Consider the following 19077-nt stretch of genomic DNA (forward strand, 5'->3'; position numbering starts at 1 on the left):
TTCGAACATGAGCGAGTACGGCGACGGTTTCCCTGGCGTCAGGCCGCGTCGGCTCCGTACGAACGCGACGATGCGCCGCATGGTCGCGGAGACGCGGCTCGACCCGGCGGACTTCATCCTTCCCGTGTTCGTGCGGGAGGGCATCAGCGAGCCCGTCGCGATCGAGACGATGCCGGGGGTCGTGCAGCACACGCGTGACACGCTCCGCAAGGCGGCCGCGGAGGCGGCCGAGGCGGGGATCTCCGGGATCATGCTCTTCGGTGTGCCCGAGGAGGCGAAGAAGGACGCGGTGGGCACGGCGGGCACCGACCCGGACGGCATCCTCCAGCAGGCGCTGCGCGACGTACGCGCCGAGGTCGGGGACGAGCTGCTCGTCATGTCCGACCTGTGCCTCGACGAGTTCACCGACCACGGGCACTGCGGCGTCCTCGACGCGCGGGGGCGCATCGACAACGACGCGACGCTGGAGCGGTACGCGGAGATGGCGCAGGTCCAGGCCGACGCGGGCGCGCACGTCGTGGGCCCGAGCGGCATGATGGACGGCCAGGTCGGCGTCATCCGCGACGCGCTCGACCAGACCGGGCACGAGGACGTCGCGATCCTCGCCTACACGGCGAAGTACGCCTCCGCGTTCTACGGCCCCTTCCGTGAGGCCGTCGGCTCCTCGCTCACCGGCGACCGCAAGACGTACCAGCAGGACCCGGCGAACCTCCGCGAGTCCTTCCGCGAACTCGCCCTCGACCTCCAGGAGGGCGCGGACCTGGTCATGGTCAAGCCCGCGGGGCCCTACCTCGACGTCCTCGCGAAGGTCGCCGAGTCGGTCGACGTCCCCGTCGTCGCGTACCAGATCTCCGGCGAGTACGCGATGATCGAGGCCGCCGCGCAGCGCGGCTGGATCGACCGCGAGGCCGCCATCCGCGAATCCCTGCTCGGCATCCGCCGCGCGGGCGCGCGGAGCGTCCTGACGTACTGGGCGGTGGAGGTGGCACGGGCGCTGCGGTGACGCGCCGCCCGGCCGGTGCGCCCGTACCGCGACGGCCCCCGCACCCCCGTGCTCGTCGCGCGGGGGTGCGGGGGCCGTCGTCGTGGCCTTGCCGTCAGGAATCGTTGGCCGTGCAGCGGCCGATGACGTGGACCCTGTCGAAGGTCCCATTGCCCGCCGGGGTCTCCCAGCCGTGGGCGGGGCCGTTGAGGGTGCCGTCCGCCCTGGCCGTCCGGGTGACGGTGGCGGCCCGGCCGTCCGCGTAGCCGTAGAGCGTCGCGAGGTCGTCGCGGCCGTCCCCGTAGTCGTACCAGGCGGCGACCTCGTCGCGGCCGTCGCCGTCGTAGTCGTGCCGGACCTCGGAACCCGTGGCCCGGCCGGTGGCCCTCCCGCTGTCCTCGATGACGAGGTTGCCGCGGTCCTGGAGGCGGTGGGTTCCCCCCTGCCGCCGCGGTGCCCGCGTGCCAGAGCACACGGTGCCGCCGGGGCCGGTGACGCTCAGGTCGCCGGCCTCGGTGCAGCGGGCGGTGGCACCGGGGTGGCCCGCCGTGCCGCCGGACCACACGGTGGCGCCTGAGTGCGTGACGAGGGCGAGGTCGCCGTCCTCGCGCATCGTGAGGCGGGCCGCGTGCGACGCGAGGGTGTCGCCGGGGAGCCGCACGGCACCGGCGGCGAGTGCGGCGCCGTGCGCGGTGTTGCCGGTACGCGTGGCGATCGCGTCGTTGCGCGTGCTGTCGCTCCCGAAGCGACCACCGCGCCAGGAACGGCTGTTGACGCCGACCAGTGCGGGCGTGCCGGAGGTGGTGCGCAGGACGGGGCCGCCCGTGTCGCCCGCGCAGACCGCGTCGTCGGCGGTCCTGCCGGTGAGCGGGAGGTCCACCGCGGTGACGCCTCCGGCGAGGAAGTCCGCCGTGTGGAGCGTGAGCGGGGACCACTCGTCCTTCGTGCGCCCGAAGCCCGCCACGGTGAGCGCGGTGCCGGGCGCGACCGGGGTGGTGGCGAGGCGGACAGGGGCGATGCCGGTGACGGCCCGGTCGAGCCGGGCGAGGACGAGGTCGCGATCGGCGCGCGGAGGGACGTCCTCGGAGGCGTGCGGGCGGGTCAGCCGGTGACGCGGAGTTCGAGGAGCACCGTGGGGGCGTCGCCCACTCCCTCGCCCACCCCCTTGAACTCGTCCTTCCTCACGTCCACTTCCACTGAGGTGCCCTCGGCCTCCAACTCCGCGTGCACGGCCCGCTGGACGGTCTCGATGGCGTAGACGTCGGGGACCTCCAGAGTGAGGAACCCGGTGGACGAGGTGCTGAGGAAGCAGAACCTCCCCGCCGCGCTCTCCCGGGTCCACACCTTGATCATGGGGCTGGAGTCGTCGCACTCCGCGAGGACGATGTGGCCGTCACCGCGGCGCAGCGTGACGCCCTGCTCGGCGGCTATGCGGTCGGCGCCGGGATAGTCGAAGGTCTCGACCGCGTAGCCGGGCTGCTCCGCCGCTGCCGCCTGGACGGACGGGGAGTCCTTCCCGTCGGCGAAGGCCAGCGTGGAGACGCCGGCCAGCGAGACCGCGGCGGCCGCGACCGCGAGAAGTGTGCGTGCGCGCGAGTTCAGAGTCATCTGTGCATCCGTAGTCGTCACGGACACAGCGCCCGGCCCCCGCCGTGCCCCCGTGGTTCTCACACGCAGGCGCGCGCCCCGGCTGCCGACGAACCGTCAACCGCGTGGCGAGTGGGGGTGCCGATGCTCCTGGTGTGCCTGAAGTGATCGGAAAGTATCACAGGCGTAAAGAACTTATCTTCTATTCTCACGAGAACTTCAAACCTAAGCTGATGCGACGTCAAGAGTGAGCAAAGACAAGGGCTTTGCCCGAAAGAGGAGCAGCGGTGAGGATCGTTCGTGAACGTACAGGGAGTGGAAGGGCGAGACCCGGGCGAGGCCCGACCGCGGCGGCGCGCGGCAGGACGAGGCTCGCGTCGGTGGGTGTCGCCCTGCTGCTCGCCCTGACGGCCGGGATGCTCGGTCCTGCGCCCGCCTCCGCGCTCGACCCCGACCCGGACGAGGACGACTACACGCCCGTCGCGTACCTCCCGGCGACCGACCGGGGGAAGGTGCTCACGGCGTGGGAGGAGGGCGGACCGGGCGTCAAGGCGGCCGCCGAGGCCGCGTTGCTCGGCTCCGACGCCGACGTACGGACGTTCCTGGACGGGGAGGAAGCGCTCGCGCGGACGGCGGACGACCGCGTCGCCACGGTGCAGATCCTCTCGCTCGGCGGACGTGCCGTCCGCGAGGCGGCCCAGGAGGCCCTCGCGGGCCCCGAGGAGGGCCTCGCCGACTTCCTGAAGGACGGCTGGAAGGCGCCGCTGGAAGAGGACCAGCGCGTCCAGGTCACCCGGATCATCTCCTCCGCGGCCGGACCGCAGGTGGCGGCCGACGGGCGCAAAGCGCTCAACGGGGGGATGGAGGAGATACGGAAGTTCCTCTCCGAGGGGCAGTACACCGCTGCCGACAACGACGCCAGGGTGCAGGTCGTCCAGATCATGAGCACCGGCGGGGAGGCCACCAAGGAGGCCGCCCGCGTCGCGCTCGACGGCGACATCAACGACATCCGGGAGTTCCTGGAGGTCGGGCAGCACACTGCCCGTGCCCGCGACCAGGAGCAGGCCACGGTGGCGGATCTCGCCACGCAGGCCACCGAGGCCGGGCGGCAGGCGCGGGTGGAGACCGACCGCGCCAAGGAGGCGTCCGACCGCGCGATCGAGGCGACGAAGCTCGCCAAGGAGGCGGCGCAGAAGGCCGCCAAGGAGACCGCGGCGGCGAAGGACGACGCCGTCAAGGCGTCGAACGCGGCGGGTCGCGCCGCCGACGCGGCGCGCGGAGCCGCACGCGCCGCGCAGGTGGCCATCGACGCCGCCAGCGCCGCCAACCGGGCCGCCCGCGTCGCGGCCAACGCCGCGGCCCAGGCCGCCTCCGCGGCGGCCGCCGCGGCCAACGCCGCCGCCCGGGCGCGGAACGCCGCCGCCGCGGCGGCCACCGACGCGGGGAAGGCGTCCGCCGCCCGTTCAGCGGCCGAGGACGCCCTGGACGCAGCCAAGGGCGCGAAGAAGGCCGCCCAGGCCGCCGACTTCGCCGCCACGGCCGTCGTCGAGGCGGCAGGCGCGGCCCAGGCGGCCGCCAGTGCCGGGCAGAACGCCGACGCCGCGGCGTCGGCCGCGTCCGAGGCGAGCGGCCAGGCCGGGGTCTCCGACGCGCAGGCCGCCCGGGCCAGGGCCGCGGCCGCCGAGGCGCACCGGCACGCCGCCGAGGCGACGGCCGCCGCCAACAGGGCCGACGCGCTCGCGGCGAAGTCGGCCAAGGCGGCCCGTGAGGCGAGGGACGCCGCCAACGCCGCGGCCGAGCACGCCGAAAAGGCGGCCGCCGCCGCCAAGGAGGCCGCGGAGCACGCGGGCGAGGCTGCCACCGCCGCGGCCGAGTCCACCAAGCACGCCGCTGCCGCGAAGACCGCGGCGGACGCGGCGAGCGCCGCGGTGCAGAAGGCCGAGGACACGTTCACGCTCGCCCGTGAGGTCGAGGCCGAGGAGCTGGCCTCCCGCACGGCGGGGGCCGTCGAGCAGGCGCGTTCGCTGCGGGACCAGGACGACGAGCGCATCGCCGAGGGCAAGAAGCAGGCCGCGGCGGCCGCCGCTCTCGACTCCGAGGCCACGGAGCTGGCCGAGGAGATATCCGCGTCGGGCGAGGACACCGACGCCCTCGCGCCCAAGGCACGCAAGGTCGCGCTCAACACCGTCAAGACGCGCGGTCCGTGGAGTGTCACCGCGGCCGAGGTCGCTCTCGCGGGCTCCGCGGACGACGTGGTGCGGTACGTGGCCCAGGGGCGCGAGGAGGCCGCCGCTCTCGACCGGCGCGCGCGTGCCGAGACGCTCGCCACCGACTCGACGTCGGCGGACGTGCGGACAGCCGCCACCGCCGTCGTGGAGGCGGGTGACGCGCCGATCGAGGAGTTCCTGGAGACAGGGCAGTTCCAGGCGGTCTCCAACGACCTCCGCGTGCGCATCACCCAGTTGATGAACGGCGCCGGGCCCGGCGTCAGGGAGGCGGGCCAGGCCGCGCTCAACGACGGTTCCCCGGCGAAACTACGGGACTTCGTCGACAGCGGCTACTACGTGCAGCGCGCCAACGACGAGCGTGTCCAGGCGACGCGCCTCGTCGGTTCCGGAACGCCGGAGGAGAAGGCCGCCGCGCGCATCGCCCTGGAGGGGCCGCCGCAGGTCCTCCACGCCTTCACCGAGACCGGCCGCTTCAAGGCCAAGCGGCAGGACCTGCTCACCGCGACCCACACGGCGCGGGTCCAGGGCCTGATCGCCAGCGCCGCCAAGGTGGCGGCCGTCGCCCAGCAGAACGCGGCGCTCGCCGGTGAGACGGCGGCGAAGGCGCGCAAGGCCGCCGACGAGGCGAAGAAGTACGCGGACCAGGCGAAGGCGTCCGCCGAGCAGGCCGCGTCCTACAGCAAGGACGCCGACGCCTCCGCCGACGCGGCGCAGAAGTCCGCCGACCAGGCGGCGCAGTCGGCGAAGACGGCCCGGGCAGCCGAGGCCGACGCCCATGCCGCCGCCCGCGACGCGGACCACTCCGTCGCCCGCGCCGAGGCGTCCGCCGCCTCCGCGCACGGCTCCGCCAACTCGGCCTGGGCCGCCGCCGGTGAGGCACGCGCCTCCGCCGAGGCGGCGGGCAAGGACGCCGACGCCGCGGCCGAGGCGATGAACGAAGCCCTGAACGTCGCCGCCGAGAAGCAGTGGGCGGAGATCCGCAAGGCCCTGGAGGACGAGCAGGACCGGGCCGACCAGGCGTCCCTCCAGGAGCTGGAGGAGTACTTCGCCGACCTGGCCAAGCAGCAGGAGAGCGGCGACACCGACTGGTGGGACCTCGCCACCCTCGGGCACACGGTCCTGGACACGGCGGGGCTGGTGCCCGGCTTCGGGGAGATCGCCGACGGCATCAACTGCGGCTGGTACGGGGCCGAGGGCGACAGCCTGAACGCGGGCCTCTCCTGCGCGGCGATGATCCCGTTCGTCGGCTGGGGCGCGACCGGCGGGAAGTGGGGCAAGCGCGGTGTCGACGCGATCGAGGCGTTCAACAAGGCCATGCGTGCGGAGGGGAAGGTCCCGCACATATGGTCGGCGAACCCGAGGAAGAACCTCAGCAACGCCCAGAACGCCTTCAACCACTGGAAGAAGCACCGGTCCGAGTTCTCCGAGCTGAACAACGCGCAGGAGTACGTCAAGCTCGCGCGCACCTACGGGGACATCGCCCTCAAGGGAAAGCCGGCGAGCGGCTACCGCGTCTACAAGCAAGGTGGCGGATCGCTCGCGATCTTCGACGAGAGCAACGGGGCCTGGGCCGCCTTCACGAAGGACGGGATACCGCAGACGATGTACAAGCCCCAGCCGAAAAGCCCCGGCAACCCGAACGGTTACGAGGGAACGCTTGAGGACTGGCTCAGCCAACCCGGCCGCGGCACGGAGATACGCTGATCCGATGGCTGAGGAAGAGGACTGGCCCACGGTCCCCGTCGAGGAGACCTGCCGCGTGTGCGGTCTCGGCGGGGAGGGCGCGTTGTGGAACGAGTACGGGGTCCCTCAGTACCTCATCTGCCCCTGCTGCGGCGTGGAGTCCGGAGTGGAGGACGAGACCTACGCGCGTGTCCAGGCGAGCCGGGCGCAGTGGCTGGCGTCCGGCGCGGAGTGGAAGGAGCCTGAATACCGGCCCGCCCACTGGAACCTGGAAGAGCAGTTGGCGCGGATTCCCGCCCAATGGCGCTGAGCGTCCGCGGGGGCAGGGCTCGTCGTGGTCCTCGTCCGGCTTTCGCCGGGCGGGGACCACGCTGTTCCTGCCGGGGCACGGCCCGCCGCCCGCGATTGCGGTAAAAGGCTGCGCGGCACGACCGCACCTGGTATGCCCATAGTCATGGCTGCTGATCTCGCGACGAGGCGACTGGTGCTGCATCCCCTGACCGTGGCGGAGGCCGAGCAGATCGCGGCGGGGGTGCCGGGGGTGGGCCCCGGGGCCGTGCCGTGGGGGGAGGGGTACCCGGGGCACACCTCGCGGGTCGGCGCCTTGCACTACCTGGAGATGCTGGAGAAGTACGGGTACCCGGCGGAGTTCCCCGCGTACGAGATACGGCGGCGGGCGGACGGGGCCGCCGTGGGCGGGATCGGGTTCCACGGGCCGCCCGACGAGCGCGGGTGGGTCGAGCTGGGGTACGACCTGGTGCCCGCCGTGCGGGGGCAGGGCTTCGCGTCCGAGGCGGTACGGGGGCTGCTCGTGTTCGCCCGCGAGCAGGGCGTGTGCGGGGTCGCCGCCGACACCGACGTCGCCAACATCGCCTCGCAGCGCGTCCTCCTCGCGGCCGGTTTCGTCTTCGAGCGCGAGGAGGACGGGGTGCGGTACTACGGGGTCGGGCTCTAGGGGTCAGGTCAGCAGCTCCCACACGTGGTCGTCCGTGCCGTTGTCGGTGAACTGGACGACCTGCGCGGAGTCGGCCGTGGACATGCCGTCGACGCCGAGGACCTTGCCCGAGTGCCGCACCTTGAGGCGGTGGCCGCCGCCCGGGGCGGGCAGGAACTGCCACAGGTGGTCGTCCGTGCCGTTGTCCGCGAACTGCACGACGGGCGCCGAGTCGGCGGTCGACATGAGGTCGACGCCGAGCACCTTGCCCGACTCGCGGTTGCGCACCCGGTACCAGCCGTCGCCCTCGGGGACGAGTTCCCACAGGTGGTCGGCGGTGCCGCTGTCGGCGAACTGCACGACGCGCGCCGAGTCCGCGTGCGACATGCCGTCCACGGCGAGGACCTTCCCCGAGTGCCTGTTGCGCAGCCGGTACCAGCGCTGCGCGAGCCACGGCGTGCCGTCCGCGTCCGCCGTGGGCAGTACGGCGACGCGGAGCCGGGCGGCGCCGAGCGGCACGAGGGTCACGTCCTGCTCGGGTTCCGTGCTCCGGGCCGGGCTCTGTTGCAGCGGCCACACGACGTGCTGGGCGTCGGCGCTCCACTCGGGCAGGCGGCGGGCCCGCGCGGTGAGCGCGAGCGGGGTGCCGTCGAGCGTGAACGGGTTCGCGTCCGGGGCGGCGCCCGTGGAACGGACCGTCGGCGCCGGGCCGTTCGGCAGCAGGGCGTAGTTCCAGGCGCCCGTCGCGTGGACGGCGTACTCGGGGAACCGGTCGCTGCCGCCGAGGCGTTCGTACCGCTCCCCGACGCGCAGCGCGTACGCGAGCGGGCCGCGGTACACGCTCACCGCGTCGTGCTGCGCCGCCCACGTGCGCACGGTGACGCGTTGCGGGAGGCGGAGCCGTACCGTGTCGCCGTCCTGCCACGTACGGCTCACCGTGGTGAGGGCGGGGCCCGCGGGGGCAGCCGACTCCGACCCGTTCACGGTGAGTTCGGGTGCCGCGCACCACGCGGGGACGCGGAGCCGCAGCGGGAAGGCGACGGGACGCGGGGTGCGGACGGTGAAGGTGAGGGTGTCGCCGAAGGGGTAGGCCGTGTCGGTGGTGACGGCCACCTCGGTCGCGTCCGCGCCGACCTTCGCGCGGACCTCGTTCGGCGCGTACATCAGCGCGGCGAGTCCGTTGTCCGGTGTCGCGAGCCACAGTTCCTGCGTGAACCAGGGCCAGCCCATGCCGTAGTTGTGCGGGCAGCAGCGGTACTGGTCGACACCGGGCAGGTACGCCTGCATCGCGAAGTCGTTCTGGAACTGCCGGTCGGACTTCGGGGTGTCGTCGAGATCGACGCTGTTCGCGCTCGTGACGTAGTGGACGGCCTTGCCGTCCGGGGCGAGCGCGGGGGGCAGCGCGTTGAACGCCAGCTCCTCGCAGCGGTCGGCCCACAGCGGGTCCCCGGTGATCCGGGTCAGCAGTTCGTGGCTCGCCATGAACTCCACGACGCCGCACGTCTCGAAGCCCTGGCGCGGGTCGTCGTGCCCGTCCCGTACGTTCTCGTCGCCCGCGAAGCCACCGCCGGGGAACTGGCCGTGCCGCATGGCGAGTGCGTACGTCTCGTACGTCGCCCGCGTGTCCGCGGCCGCGCCGCTGCGCAGCGCGTACTGGGCCGGTTCGCGGAAGCCCTGCGCGATGTTCACGTTGTGCGGGCTCGCCAGACGGGCGCGCCAGTCGGCCCCGTTCGCGTGGATCTTGTCGGCGAGGTCGAGGAGGAAGGCGTCGCCGGTGCGGTTGTGGAGCCAGTACACGGTGTCGAGGCCGTCGCCCCAGCGCACCGACACCCAGCTCTGGTCGAAAGCGCTCGGGCCCTGCGCGTTCATGTAGCGGAGGAAGGCGGTGAGGGTGGGCAGCACACGGGCGTCGCCGTCGTACTCGTACCACGAGCGCAGCGCCTGGAGCAGCGGCAGGTACGGCCAGAAGTCGGGGCCGCCGCCGAGCGAGGTGCGCAGCCGCGTCGGCCCGAAGAAGCCGTCGGGCTGCCGGGTCGCGAGGATCGCGTCCATCCAGTCGCGCACGGCCGCGAGCGCTTCGGTGTCGCGCGTGACGATCGCGAGATCGGTGTATCCCCGCAGCCAGTACGGGAGTTCCTCCCAGCCCTCGCGCTCCGGGTGGGCCCAGCCGCTCGTGGCGCGGTCGAGGAAGTGCGAGGTCTCGGCGTACTGGCCGCACAGGCCCCGCAGCTGGAGCGTGAGCTGGGTCGCGAGCCAGCCGCGCGGGGTGACGGCGGTGGGCGGCAGGCGGAGGAAGGCGGTGGGGCGCAGCGGGGCCCTGCTGGGGGTGTAGTGCCCGCCCCTGGCGGGCGCGGCGCGGTGCTCCGCGGCCGTCGCGAGGCCGGAGAAGCGGCCGCCGATGACGAGGGCGGAGGCGGAGGCGAGCGAGGCGGAGGCGAACTGTCTGCGGTTCAGGTGCATGGGGGGTGGTGCTCCTGTCGGCTCGGCAGAGGGTTCCGGAGGGTGCGGTTTTTCCCTCACCTCCCTTACAACGTTGGAAAAAAGAGCGGTCGGCGGTATGACAGCACTCGCGCGGGCGGGTGTCCAGAGGAGCGGCACGGTGCGCTCGGGCCCGGGAGCCGTCCGGTCCCTCCGGGGCGGCGCGGTTCTCTCAGGACCGGGGCCCGTCCGGCTTCTCCGGCGGCAGCCGGTGGGTGCGTACGGGGCGGGACCTCAGCTCCTCGCCGACCAGCGCCCGTACCGCGTCCCGCAGCCCGTGCGCGCCCTCCGAGCGCTTGGGCCCCGCGCCCGGGTCCGTGCGCAGTTCGCGCAGGAGCGACCAGCAGAGGAAGAGCATCACCACGACGAAGGGGAGCGCGACGAGGATCGTCGCGGACTGGAGCGAGTCCAGGCCGCCCGCGAGGAGCAGGGCCGCGGCGACCGCCGCCATCAGGACGCCCCACGTGATGACGAGCCAGCGGCGCGGGTGCAGGGCGCCCCGGCTCGTGAGCGAGCCCATCACGAGCGAGGCCGAGTCCGCGCTCGTCACGAAATACATCATGATCAGGACCATCGCGACCCACGCCGTCACCGTCGGGACCGGCAACGCGTCGAGCATCGCGAAGAGCGTCGCCTCCGTGCCCTCCTTCGCCTTCGCCGCCATGTCCACGGCGCCCGTGCGGTCGAGGCGGATGCCCGTACCGCCCAGCACGACGAACCACAGGGCCGTCGCCCCGCTCGGCACGAGGAGCACGGCGAGGAGGAACTCGCGGATCGTGCGGCCGCGCGAGATCCGCGCGATGAACGTCCCCACGAACGGCGCCCACGACAGCCACCACGCCCAGTAGAAGATCGTCCACATGCCGAGCCACTTCTCGTCCCCGAAGGCCCCCGTGCTCGACGCCATCGTCACGAGCCGGTCGAGGTAGCCGCCCGCGCTCGACGGCAGCGCGTCGAGCAGGAACACCGTGGGCCCGGCCACGAACACGAAGACCATCAGCGCGGCCGCGATCACCAGGTTGACCGAGCTGAGCCACTTCACGCCGCCGTGCAGCCCCGTGAACGCGGAGACCACGAACGCCGCGCTCAGCACCACGATGATCAGCAGTTCCACGGTCTTGCTCGTGTCGAGACCCGCCGTCAGGTCGAGCCCGGTCGCGATCTGGAGCGCGCCGATGCCGAGGCTCGTCGCCGTGCCGAACACCGTCGCGAAGACCGCGAGCAGGTCGAGCACGCGGCCGAGCACCCCGTTCGCCGCACGCTCCCCGATGAGCGGCACGAAGACGGCGCTGAGGCGGTTGCCGCGCCCCTTGCGGAACGTCGTGTACGCGAGCGCGAGCCCCGCGATCCCGTAGATCGCCCACGGCGTCAGCGTCCAGTGGAAGAACGAGTACCGCATCGCCGCGCTCGCCGCCGCGTTCGTGCGCGGTGCCGCGCCGCTGCCCGGGGGCGGGCTGAGGTAGTGCGCGACGGGCTCGCCGACCCCGTAGAAGATCAGCCCGATGCCCATCCCCGCGCTGAACATCATCGCGATCCACGAGAAATTCCTGAACTCGGGCTCCGCCTCGTCACCGCCGAGCCGGATGCGGCCGTAGCGGCCGAAGGCGAGGTACAGGCTGAGGATCAGGAAGACGTCGGCGGCGATGACGAAGAGCCACGCGAAGTTGTCGAGCACCCACGGCAGTGCCGCGTCCGACGCGGTGTCGAAGGAGCCCTTCGCGAGCGAGGCCCACAGCACGACGCCGATGACGCCGAGGGCGCCGAGCGCGACGACCACCCGGTCGGGGGAGTTGTCCCGGGCGGCTTCGGGGGGTGCGGACTCCTCGTGCGGGGTGCTCATGGGAGCCCACTATGACGGTCATTGGGGTGTGTACCGGGATGAAACGCGCGAAGAGGGCGGGTGGTGCGGGCGCCGTACGGGCGTGCGGGCGCGGGGCGGGCTGGTTAGCGTCGGTGCGGTGGTGCGTACCGGCGGCGCGTGCTGCGTACGGCTGTCCCCGCGGACGACAAGGAGCCCCCGCTCATGGCCTGGAACGCGAACGTCCTCTTCTTCAGCTTCCCCGACCCCAGCGACACCTACGCCGCCTTCCACGACGCCGAGGAGACCGAGGAGGTGAGCCGCGCCGCCGTCCTGGAGCGCGCGAACGACGGCACCCTCTCCGTCACCGAGACCTACGCGCCGTCCGAGTTCCTCACGACCGGCGCGGGCGGCGCCGTCGGCGCGCTCCTCGGCGTCCTCGCGGGCCCGGTCGGTGTCCTCTTCGGCTGGACGGCGGGGACCCTCTTCGGGCTCGCCGCCACCGGCGAGCAGGAGGCGGGCGACCTGGACGCCCTCACGGTCCTCAGCCAGGGCCTGCCCGACGGCTCCAACGTCCTCATCGTCGCGATCAACGACGAGCGGGACCCCGCCGTCGCCGACGCACTCGCCGCCCGCTACCGGGGCCGCGTCCTGCGGGTGCCGGCCGGGGTCGTCGACGAGGAGGTACGGGCCGCGCAGGAGGCCGCCGACGAGGCGGCGCGCAACGCCCGCGCGAAGGTGCGCGAGGAGCGGCGGGCGGAGGCACGCGAACGGGCCGAGGACTTCCGCGCCCGCGCCGCGGCCTTCTTCCGGGGGGACCACAGGCAGGTGCGGGGCGGGGGGTCGGGACCCGCGCGCGGGGAGGCGGCGGCGGACGGGGCGTGAGCGGGCGCCGGGGCGGGGAGGGCGGCGGGCGGCGGCGCGCTGCGGCGGGATTGGGGGGGCGGGGGCGCGTTGCGGCGGGATCGGGGGCGGGGGCGGAGCGGGGACGGCTGCGGGGGTGCGTGCTGCGGCGGGGCCGGGGGGCGGGGAGGGCTGCCGGGGTGTGTGCTGCGGCGGGGTGGGGGGCCGGACTCGGTGGTGGGAGGGGTCCGGCTCAGCGCGTCATCGCGGTGGGCTGGGCCCGGGGGCGCATGGCCGCGTCCGTGCCGCCGTCCACGAAGAGTACGGAACCCGTCGTGAAGCGGGCCTCGGGGCGCAGGAACTGCTCGACCCAGAAGGCGATGTCCTCGGGGCGGCCGAAGATCCCGAGCGGCATCGGGGTCGGGAAGCGGTCCGCGTCGAGGTCCTCCTCCTTCATCGTCGAGCCCGTCATGAGCGGGGTGACGACCGCGCCGGGCGCGATCGCGTTGAGTGTGACGGACGCGCGGGCCCACGCGGGCGTGACGGCGGTGGCCCGGACCCAGCGCGAGAGGGCGAACTTCGAGCTGGCGTAGGCGCTGATGCTCGGGCTGTTGGCGGCGATCTCCTCGGGCAGTGCCGCCGTCGCCGCGCGGGCACGGGCCCTGGCCGCCTCCTCGTCGCCCGCGAGCAGGAGCCGTACCAGTTCCTCGTCGATCATCGGCACGGTCGTCGACGAGTTGGAGCTGATCACGACGGCGCGACCCGCGCCGGAGGCCGCGAGCGCCGGGCGCAGGCCACCCAGGAGCGCCACCGGGCCGTGGTAGTTGATCGAGACGACCGCCCCCGCGTCCCGCAGCTGGGGGCCCACGCCCGCCACGGCCGCGACCCCGTCGAGCCTGCCGTCCGCGAGCCGGATGATCTCGCGCACCGCGTGCGCCCTGCCCTCGGCGGTGCCGAGGTCGGCGACGACGTCAGCGTCCCGCAGGTCCACGCCGATGACCTGGTGTCCCGCCGCGCGCAGTCGTGCGGCGCTCGCCGCGCCCATGCCGGAGGCGGAGCCGGTGACGGCGTAGGTGCTCATGGTGGTTCTCCTTCGTGGGGTGGGGCGGCGGTGGCGGTGGTGGTGGTGGCGGTGCGGGGTCCGGGGTGCGGGGTTCGGGTTGGAGGGTGCGGGTCGCGGGGGTGCGGGTCGCGGGGGTAGGGGTCGCGGGGGTAGGGGTCCCGGGGTGCGGGTCCGGAGCCGCGCCCTGGGTGGCGTGCGGAATTTCCGCTTCCGATTCGACCATAGTCCAATCAGTGATTGGACGGGAAGGGGCTGGTGGGAGCGGTCCGTGTCGCGAATGTGGTGCAATGGCCGACGTGAGTGACACGGAGGTCTCGACCCGGCAGCGGCTGCTCGACGCCGCGAAGGAGCTGTTCCTGGAGAAGGGGGCCGAGCAGGTCTCGCTGCGCGCGGTGAACGCGGCGGCCGGGCTGAACCCGGGTGCCGTCCACTATCACTTCGGCTCGCGCGAGGGCCTCGTCTCGGCGCTCCTCGAACGCGAACTCGGCCCGGTGTGGCGGGCGTGGTGGGAACGGGTGCCGGGGGAGGGGGCCTCGGTCGCCGAGCTGGTCGCCGGTCTCGTGGAGCCGTTCGCCGGGCTGGTCGCTACGCGCGACGGCCGCGTCCTGGTCCACCTCCTGGCCCGTACCGCCCTGCCTTCGGGCCAACTCCCCAACGTCGCCACGCCGTTCACGCCCGCGCCCTTCGAGGTGCGGATCGGTCGCGCGCTCCCGGAGCTGACACCGCAGGAGGTCGCCGAGCGGTGCGCGCTCGCCTTCTCCCTCGTGATGTACACGTACGGGCGGCCGCTCGTGCGGCAGCCGGCCGAGCGGACCGTCTTCCCCGAGACGGAGACGGTGGTCGCCTTCGTCCTGGCGGGCCTGACGGCACCCGGGGCTACTCCGGCGCGATGACCAGCGCCGTGTGCTGCGTGCTCAGGCCCTCCACGTGGACGAGCGTGCAGGCGATGACGCGGCCCCGCCATGTCCGTTCGATCTCCAGGCCGTTGGTGCGCGGAACGAGCGGATAGTTGTTCGCCGTGAAGGAGTTGCCGCCGTTGCCGAACGGGCTCACGTGGACGTGGTTCATCCAGCGGATGCCCGTGTCGAGGTCCGTGACGACGGGGTGACGGAAGGGCTCCGCGCCGTCGAAGCGGTGCCGTTGGCGCTTCTTCTCGGGGCGCGTGTCCGCGTACTCGATGATCTCGACGCGATGGCCCACCGGTATCGGGACGGCGTGGTTGAGGCGGAGGGTGACAGGGGCGGTCGCGGGTCCCGGCCCGTCTGCGGCTGCGTCTCTGGCGCTCATGGGCGCAGCGTACGGGCCACATCGGCCGTCGGGTACGGGGTGTCCCTGGCTCCCTTGGCCACCGCGACGAGGAACGGCGTCAGGACGGCGGTGAGCGGGGCGTCGCGCGCGAGGAGGGCGGCACCGGGGCCCGGCTCGGCGAGGGGGCGGGGCGCGCGGACGAAGGCGTGCCGTTCCTCGCCCGTCAGCCCGTGCACCTGGGTGAGGAGCCAGTTGACGAGGAAGCTGCGCGCGTAGCCGAGGTCGTGGTCGCGGTGCGCGGCGAGGAACGCGGTCTCCTGCGGCGTGAGTGTGAAGGTGTCCGCGAGAGCGAGGCCGAAGTCGGTGTAGAGGACACGGTGGCCGTCGGTGAGGACGTTGCCCCAGTGCCCGTCGAAGTGCACGAGTCCCTTGGCGCTCATCGTCCGCGCGGCGTCGTCGAGTTGGGCGGCCACGCGCGCCACGTCGCGGGCACCGGACTCGCCTCGGACCCGGGGGGCGAGCCAGTCGTGGAGGGTCTGCGGCACGTACTCCATGAAGAGGGCGAGGCTCGCGCGGGCCTTGCTCACGTCTTCTGTGCGGCGGGCCGCTTCAGGGCCCCAGCTCTTCAACACGGCGTCCTGATCGGCGAGTTCCTGGGGAAGGGGTGGCGGCTCGCTCTCCCGCAGGACCCGCCAGTGGTACAGCCGCGGCGCGAGCCCCCACTCCGCGGCGGCCCGGTGCGCCTCCAGCTCGCGCCATGCCCCGCCCGCCGGGCTCGCGCCCATCCCGTAGTGGCAGACGAGCGGCAGCCCGTACGGGTCGGCGGTCGACCGCTCCGCCGCCTCGCGTGCGGGCAGTGGCACGCGCTTGATGAAGACCGGCGTCCCCGCGACATCGAGCCGTGCCGTGCGGCCGCCGATCCCGGCGGCCAGAGGAGTGCTCGTGGCCAGGAGGCGGGCGAGCGCGGCGTCATCGAGCGCGGCGAGCGCGGTGGCGGGCATGGCGGGAGGGGCCTCCTGGGTGGTGATGGTGGTCGCAGTGGCAGTGGCAGTGGTGGCGGCAGAAGTGGCGGCAGAAGTGGCGGCGGTGGCAGCCGAGGCAACGGCGGAGATGGCAGTGGCAGAGGTGGCGGCTGTGGCAGTGGCAGAGATGGCAGGGGCGGTGGTGGCAGTCGAGGCAGTGGCAGGGGTGGCGGTGGCGGCAGAGATGGCGGAGGTGGCGGTGGCAGAGGCGGTGGCAGAGATGGCAGGGGCGGTGGTGGCAGTCGAGGCAGTGGCAGGGGTGGCGGTGGCGGCAGAGATGGCGGAGGTGGCGGTGGCTGTGGCAGTGGCAGAGATGGCAGGGGTGGCGGTGGCAGTCGAGGCAGTGGCAGAGGTGGCAGTGGCGGCAGAGATGGCGGCCGTGGCGGCGGTGGTGTGGCGGTGGCAGAGACGGCGCGGGTGGCGGCAGTGGTGGCAGCTGCGGAAGTGGCAGTGGCGGCGGCAGAGATGGCGGGGGCGGCAGTGGTGGCAGTGGCAGTGGTGGCAGCTCGCGGCAGTGGCAGCGGTGGCGGCAGAAATGGCTGGGGGCTTGTCAGCGGGGTGCCAAAAGTGCCAAAAGTGCCAAAAGCGCCGGGAGTGCCAGAGGTGGCAGAGGTGTCGGTGGTGTCAGTGGGGTGGCAGCGGTGCGCCCAGTCGGTGGGCCAGGTCGGTGAGCACGGTGCCGAGAGGGAGGTCGAGGCGGAGGGTCGCGCGGTCGTCGCCGCGGGTGGGGCCCTGGTTGACGATCGCGACCGGTTTGCCCGCGCGCGCCGCGTGCCGTACGAACCTGAGCCCCGACATGACCGTGAGCGAGGAGCCGAGTACGAGGACCCCGTGCCCGGCGTCGACGAGGTCGAAGCAGCGCCGCACGCGCGGCTTCGGGACGGTCTCGCCGAAGAAGACGACGTCCGGTTTGAGGACGCCGCCACAGGCCGCGCAGGGGGCGACGCGGAAGTCGCGGACGAGCGCCGCGGGCAGTTCGACGTCCCCGTCCGGGTTGATCCGCGCGCCCTCGGTCCCGGTGAAGTCGCCGTTGAGCGCGCGCAGGCGCCCGTCCAGCTCCTCGCGCGCGGTGACGCGGCCGCAGTCGAGGCAGATCACGCGGTCGAGGCCGCCGTGCAGCTCGATCGCCTCGCGGGTGCCCGCCGCGCGGTGCAGCCCGTCGACGTTCTGCGTGATGACGCCGGAGACGAAGCCCGCGCGGCGCAGCGCCTCGACGGCGTAGTGCCCCGCGTTCGGCGCGGCCCGCCAGATCCGCCGCCACCCGGCGTGACTGCGCGCCCAGTACCTGCGGCGGCCCTCCTCGCTGCCGGTGAACTCCTCGTAGGTCATCGGCGTGTGGTGCCGGAGGCTCCCGGCGGGGCCCCGGTAGTCGGGGATGCCGGACTCGGTGGAGATACCGGCGCCGGTGAGCACGGTGAGAGGGGCGGGGGCGGTGGCGAGGAGGCGGGCGAGGGCGTCGTAGGCGGGGGAGGCGAGGGAGGTGCCGGGTGCGCCGGTGGCGGGGGCCGCGGGCGTCCGGGGCGCGGAGCCGGGGGGCTGGTGGGGCTGCGGCTGCGTGGGCATGGGGTCAGGCTACGACGCGGGGCAGGGACCGGGGCGGGGGCCGGGGGATGGGGTGGTGGCGGGAGTGTCAGCGGCGGAGGGAGACGCGGCGCAGGAGCTTGTCGCGGGTGACGAGGGTGTGGGTCAGCGTGCCGGTCACGTGGGCGACGAAGAGGCCGAGGAGCGTGTAGCCGAGGACCTCGTGCACGGTGTGCAGGGTCGAGTAGAGCCCGTAGTCCTGGCCGATGAGGGCCGGCAGGTGCGCCGAGCCGTAGAGGGGAACGGGGATGCCCGCGGCGGACTGCATGGCCCAGCCGGCCAGCGGCTGGGCGAGGAGCAGCGCGTAGAGCGCGCACTCGGAGGCCGTGGCGGCGAGGCGTTCGGCGCGGGGCATGGCGGGCGGGTACGGCGGAGTGCGGCGGACGAGGCGGTTGACGAGGCGGACGACGGCGAGGACCAGGACCGCGGCGCCCAGCGGCTGGTGGACGCGGGACAGGACGTCGTAGTCGCTCAGCCACCGCGTCAGGGCGATGCCGGTGAAGAGCGCGGCCGTGACCAGGAGCGCCATGATCCAGTGGAGCCAGCGGGTCAGGGCGTCGAAGCGGGCCGGGGCGGAGGGACCGGGCGCGAGCGTGATGGCGGGGCCGGGCTGGGCGGGCAGCGGGGGCCGGGACGGTTCGGTCATGGGGCACCTGCGCGTTCTGTCGGGCGGTCGGAGCGGTCGGAGCGGTCGGGGCGGGCGGAGCGGTCGGAGCGGTCCGGGCCGATGACCGGGCGGGCCGGGGCGCGGAGCCCCGCTTGCGCGGGCGGGGCTTCCCGGGCGGTGCCGCGGGGCGCGGCCGGGGCCCCGTTCCGGAGTGCGGGGCCCCGGCCGCCGGGCCGGGAACGAGGAGCGGTCAGCTCGTGGGCTTCGTCGTGACCACGGCGCCCTCGGGCGAGACGACGTGCCAGACGTTCATGAGGTTCTGGCCCTTGGTGTCGCCCGCGGCCGCGTCACCCGCGAAGAGGTAGACCGGCTTGCCCTTGACGGTGAGCTGCCGCGTCCCGTCCTTGCGGGTGACCGAGCCCAGGAGGCCGCGATCGACGCCCTTCGCCTCGGTGGTGGCGGGGACCGGCGGCCAGGTGCTCGCGCACTCGCCGTAGCAGGCCGAGCCGTTCTTGACGCCCTTGTCCGGGTCGTAGACGTAGACGGTGCGGCCCTTGGCGTCGGCGATCACGGTGCCGAGACCGGCCGTGCGGGAGGTGCCGATGCCCGCGCCCGCCGCGCTGTCCGGGGAGCCCGACGCGTCCGCACCGGCCGAGGACGTGGAGGGCGCGGCGTACGGGTCGTCCATCGCACCGGAGCCGGAGCCGGAGCCGGAGCCGGAGCCGGACCCGGAGCCCGTGTCCGAGTCCGGCGCGGACGCGGAGGCCCGGGCGCCGGAGCCGCCCCCGTCGTCCGAGGAGCACGCGGTGGCGAACGCGGCGACGGCGAGGGCCGAGGCGAGGAGGGAAGCGGCGCGCAGGCGACGGGACATGGTGGGTCCTTCCGGAGTGGTGGAGAGCGGTCTTCTGGTGTGGTCCGGGGGATTTCGCCGGGCCTGTTCGGGGCGCACCGGGCCGCGCCCCTGGCGGGGAGGCCGGGGCGGTGGGGGTGCGGGTGGCTCGCGGGGTGGTGGTGGGGCGGTGC

At 73.9% G+C, this 19077-nt stretch carries 16 protein-coding genes; 6 read left to right on the forward strand and 10 right to left on the reverse strand.

Annotated elements, in window-relative coordinates; translation table 11 throughout:
* Positions 1 to 7: 7 nt before the first annotated feature.
* Positions 8 to 1003 (forward strand): porphobilinogen synthase, encoded by a 996-nt coding sequence (gene hemB, locus ACQYWQ_RS17690; RefSeq protein ID WP_431039236.1) that lies wholly within the window; start codon positions 8 to 10, stop codon positions 1001 to 1003.
* Between the two features lie 94 nt (positions 1004 to 1097).
* On the opposite strand, the gene ACQYWQ_RS17695 is transcribed toward hemB, so the two are convergent.
* Both ACQYWQ_RS17695 and ACQYWQ_RS17700 read right to left on the reverse strand, forming a co-directional pair.
* Entirely contained in the window at positions 1098 to 2087 is a 990-nt protein-coding gene (locus ACQYWQ_RS17695; RefSeq protein ID WP_431039237.1) for a trypsin-like serine protease, read from the reverse strand.
* Complete coding sequence (locus ACQYWQ_RS17700) at positions 2084 to 2590, reverse strand: hypothetical protein (RefSeq protein WP_431035760.1); 507 nt, start codon at positions 2588 to 2590, stop codon at positions 2084 to 2086. Before ACQYWQ_RS17700 ends, ACQYWQ_RS17695 begins: the two co-directional genes overlap by 4 nt.
* Before the next feature lie 359 nt (positions 2591 to 2949).
* Between ACQYWQ_RS17700 and ACQYWQ_RS17705 the strand changes: the two genes are divergently transcribed.
* From ACQYWQ_RS17705 to ACQYWQ_RS17715, 3 genes are all read left to right on the forward strand, one after another.
* Positions 2950 to 6501 (forward strand): hypothetical protein, encoded by a 3552-nt coding sequence (locus tag ACQYWQ_RS17705; protein WP_431035762.1) that lies wholly within the window; start codon positions 2950 to 2952, stop codon positions 6499 to 6501.
* Between the two features lie 4 nt (positions 6502 to 6505).
* Complete coding sequence (locus ACQYWQ_RS17710) at positions 6506 to 6790, forward strand: hypothetical protein (protein WP_431035763.1); 285 nt, start codon at positions 6506 to 6508, stop codon at positions 6788 to 6790.
* Between the two features lie 132 nt (positions 6791 to 6922).
* Entirely contained in the window at positions 6923 to 7435 is a 513-nt protein-coding gene (locus ACQYWQ_RS17715) for a GNAT family N-acetyltransferase (RefSeq protein WP_431035765.1), read from the forward strand.
* Between the two features lie 3 nt (positions 7436 to 7438).
* On the opposite strand, the gene ACQYWQ_RS17720 is transcribed toward ACQYWQ_RS17715, so the two are convergent.
* Positions 7439 to 9874 (reverse strand): beta-L-arabinofuranosidase domain-containing protein, encoded by a 2436-nt coding sequence (locus ACQYWQ_RS17720; protein ID WP_431035766.1) that lies wholly within the window; start codon positions 9872 to 9874, stop codon positions 7439 to 7441.
* 190 nt (positions 9875 to 10064) lie between these two features.
* Positions 10065 to 11732 carry a BCCT family transporter gene (locus ACQYWQ_RS17725; RefSeq protein WP_431035768.1) on the reverse strand — a complete coding sequence of 556 codons (1668 nt, stop codon included), beginning with the start codon at positions 11730 to 11732 and terminating at the stop codon, positions 10065 to 10067.
* A gap of 138 nt (positions 11733 to 11870) precedes the next feature.
* Between ACQYWQ_RS17725 and ACQYWQ_RS17730 the strand changes: the two genes are divergently transcribed.
* The gene (locus ACQYWQ_RS17730; protein WP_431035770.1) at positions 11871 to 12575 is read left to right on the forward strand and encodes a histidine kinase; all 705 of its coding nucleotides are present in this window, start codon (positions 11871 to 11873) and stop codon (positions 12573 to 12575) included.
* Positions 12576 to 12786: 211 nt separating this feature from the next.
* On the opposite strand, the gene ACQYWQ_RS17735 is transcribed toward ACQYWQ_RS17730, so the two are convergent.
* Positions 12787 to 13614: an SDR family oxidoreductase gene (locus ACQYWQ_RS17735; protein ID WP_431035772.1), complete on the reverse strand. Its 828-nt coding sequence runs from the start codon at positions 13612 to 13614 to the stop codon at positions 12787 to 12789.
* Between the two features lie 278 nt (positions 13615 to 13892).
* Between ACQYWQ_RS17735 and ACQYWQ_RS17740 the strand changes: the two genes are divergently transcribed.
* Complete coding sequence (locus tag ACQYWQ_RS17740) at positions 13893 to 14489, forward strand: TetR/AcrR family transcriptional regulator (RefSeq protein WP_431035773.1); 597 nt, start codon at positions 13893 to 13895, stop codon at positions 14487 to 14489.
* On the opposite strand, the gene ACQYWQ_RS17745 is transcribed toward ACQYWQ_RS17740, so the two are convergent.
* The 5 genes from ACQYWQ_RS17745 to ACQYWQ_RS17765 form a co-directional block, all read right to left on the reverse strand.
* A complete protein-coding gene (locus ACQYWQ_RS17745) occupies positions 14473 to 14883 on the reverse strand; it encodes a hypothetical protein (RefSeq protein ID WP_431035775.1) in 411 nt (136 codons plus the stop codon). The two genes, ACQYWQ_RS17740 and ACQYWQ_RS17745, sit on opposite strands and share 17 nt — an antisense overlap.
* Positions 14880 to 15845 carry a hypothetical protein gene (locus ACQYWQ_RS17750; protein WP_431035777.1) on the reverse strand — a complete coding sequence of 322 codons (966 nt, stop codon included), beginning with the start codon at positions 15843 to 15845 and terminating at the stop codon, positions 14880 to 14882. Before ACQYWQ_RS17750 ends, ACQYWQ_RS17745 begins: the two co-directional genes overlap by 4 nt.
* Before the next feature lie 645 nt (positions 15846 to 16490).
* Positions 16491 to 17429 carry an NAD-dependent protein deacetylase gene (locus ACQYWQ_RS17755; protein WP_431035779.1) on the reverse strand — a complete coding sequence of 313 codons (939 nt, stop codon included), beginning with the start codon at positions 17427 to 17429 and terminating at the stop codon, positions 16491 to 16493.
* A 67-nt stretch (positions 17430 to 17496) separates the two neighbouring features.
* Complete coding sequence (locus ACQYWQ_RS17760; RefSeq protein WP_431035781.1) at positions 17497 to 18093, reverse strand: cytochrome b; 597 nt, start codon at positions 18091 to 18093, stop codon at positions 17497 to 17499.
* Positions 18094 to 18304: 211 nt separating this feature from the next.
* The gene (locus ACQYWQ_RS17765; RefSeq protein ID WP_431035782.1) at positions 18305 to 18925 is read right to left on the reverse strand and encodes a COG4315 family predicted lipoprotein; all 621 of its coding nucleotides are present in this window, start codon (positions 18923 to 18925) and stop codon (positions 18305 to 18307) included.
* Between the last annotated feature and the right edge of the window lie 152 nt (positions 18926 to 19077).

Source organism: Streptomyces sp. P6-2-1 (genome assembly GCF_050613165.1).
Taxonomy (GTDB): domain Bacteria; phylum Actinomycetota; class Actinomycetes; order Streptomycetales; family Streptomycetaceae; genus Streptomyces.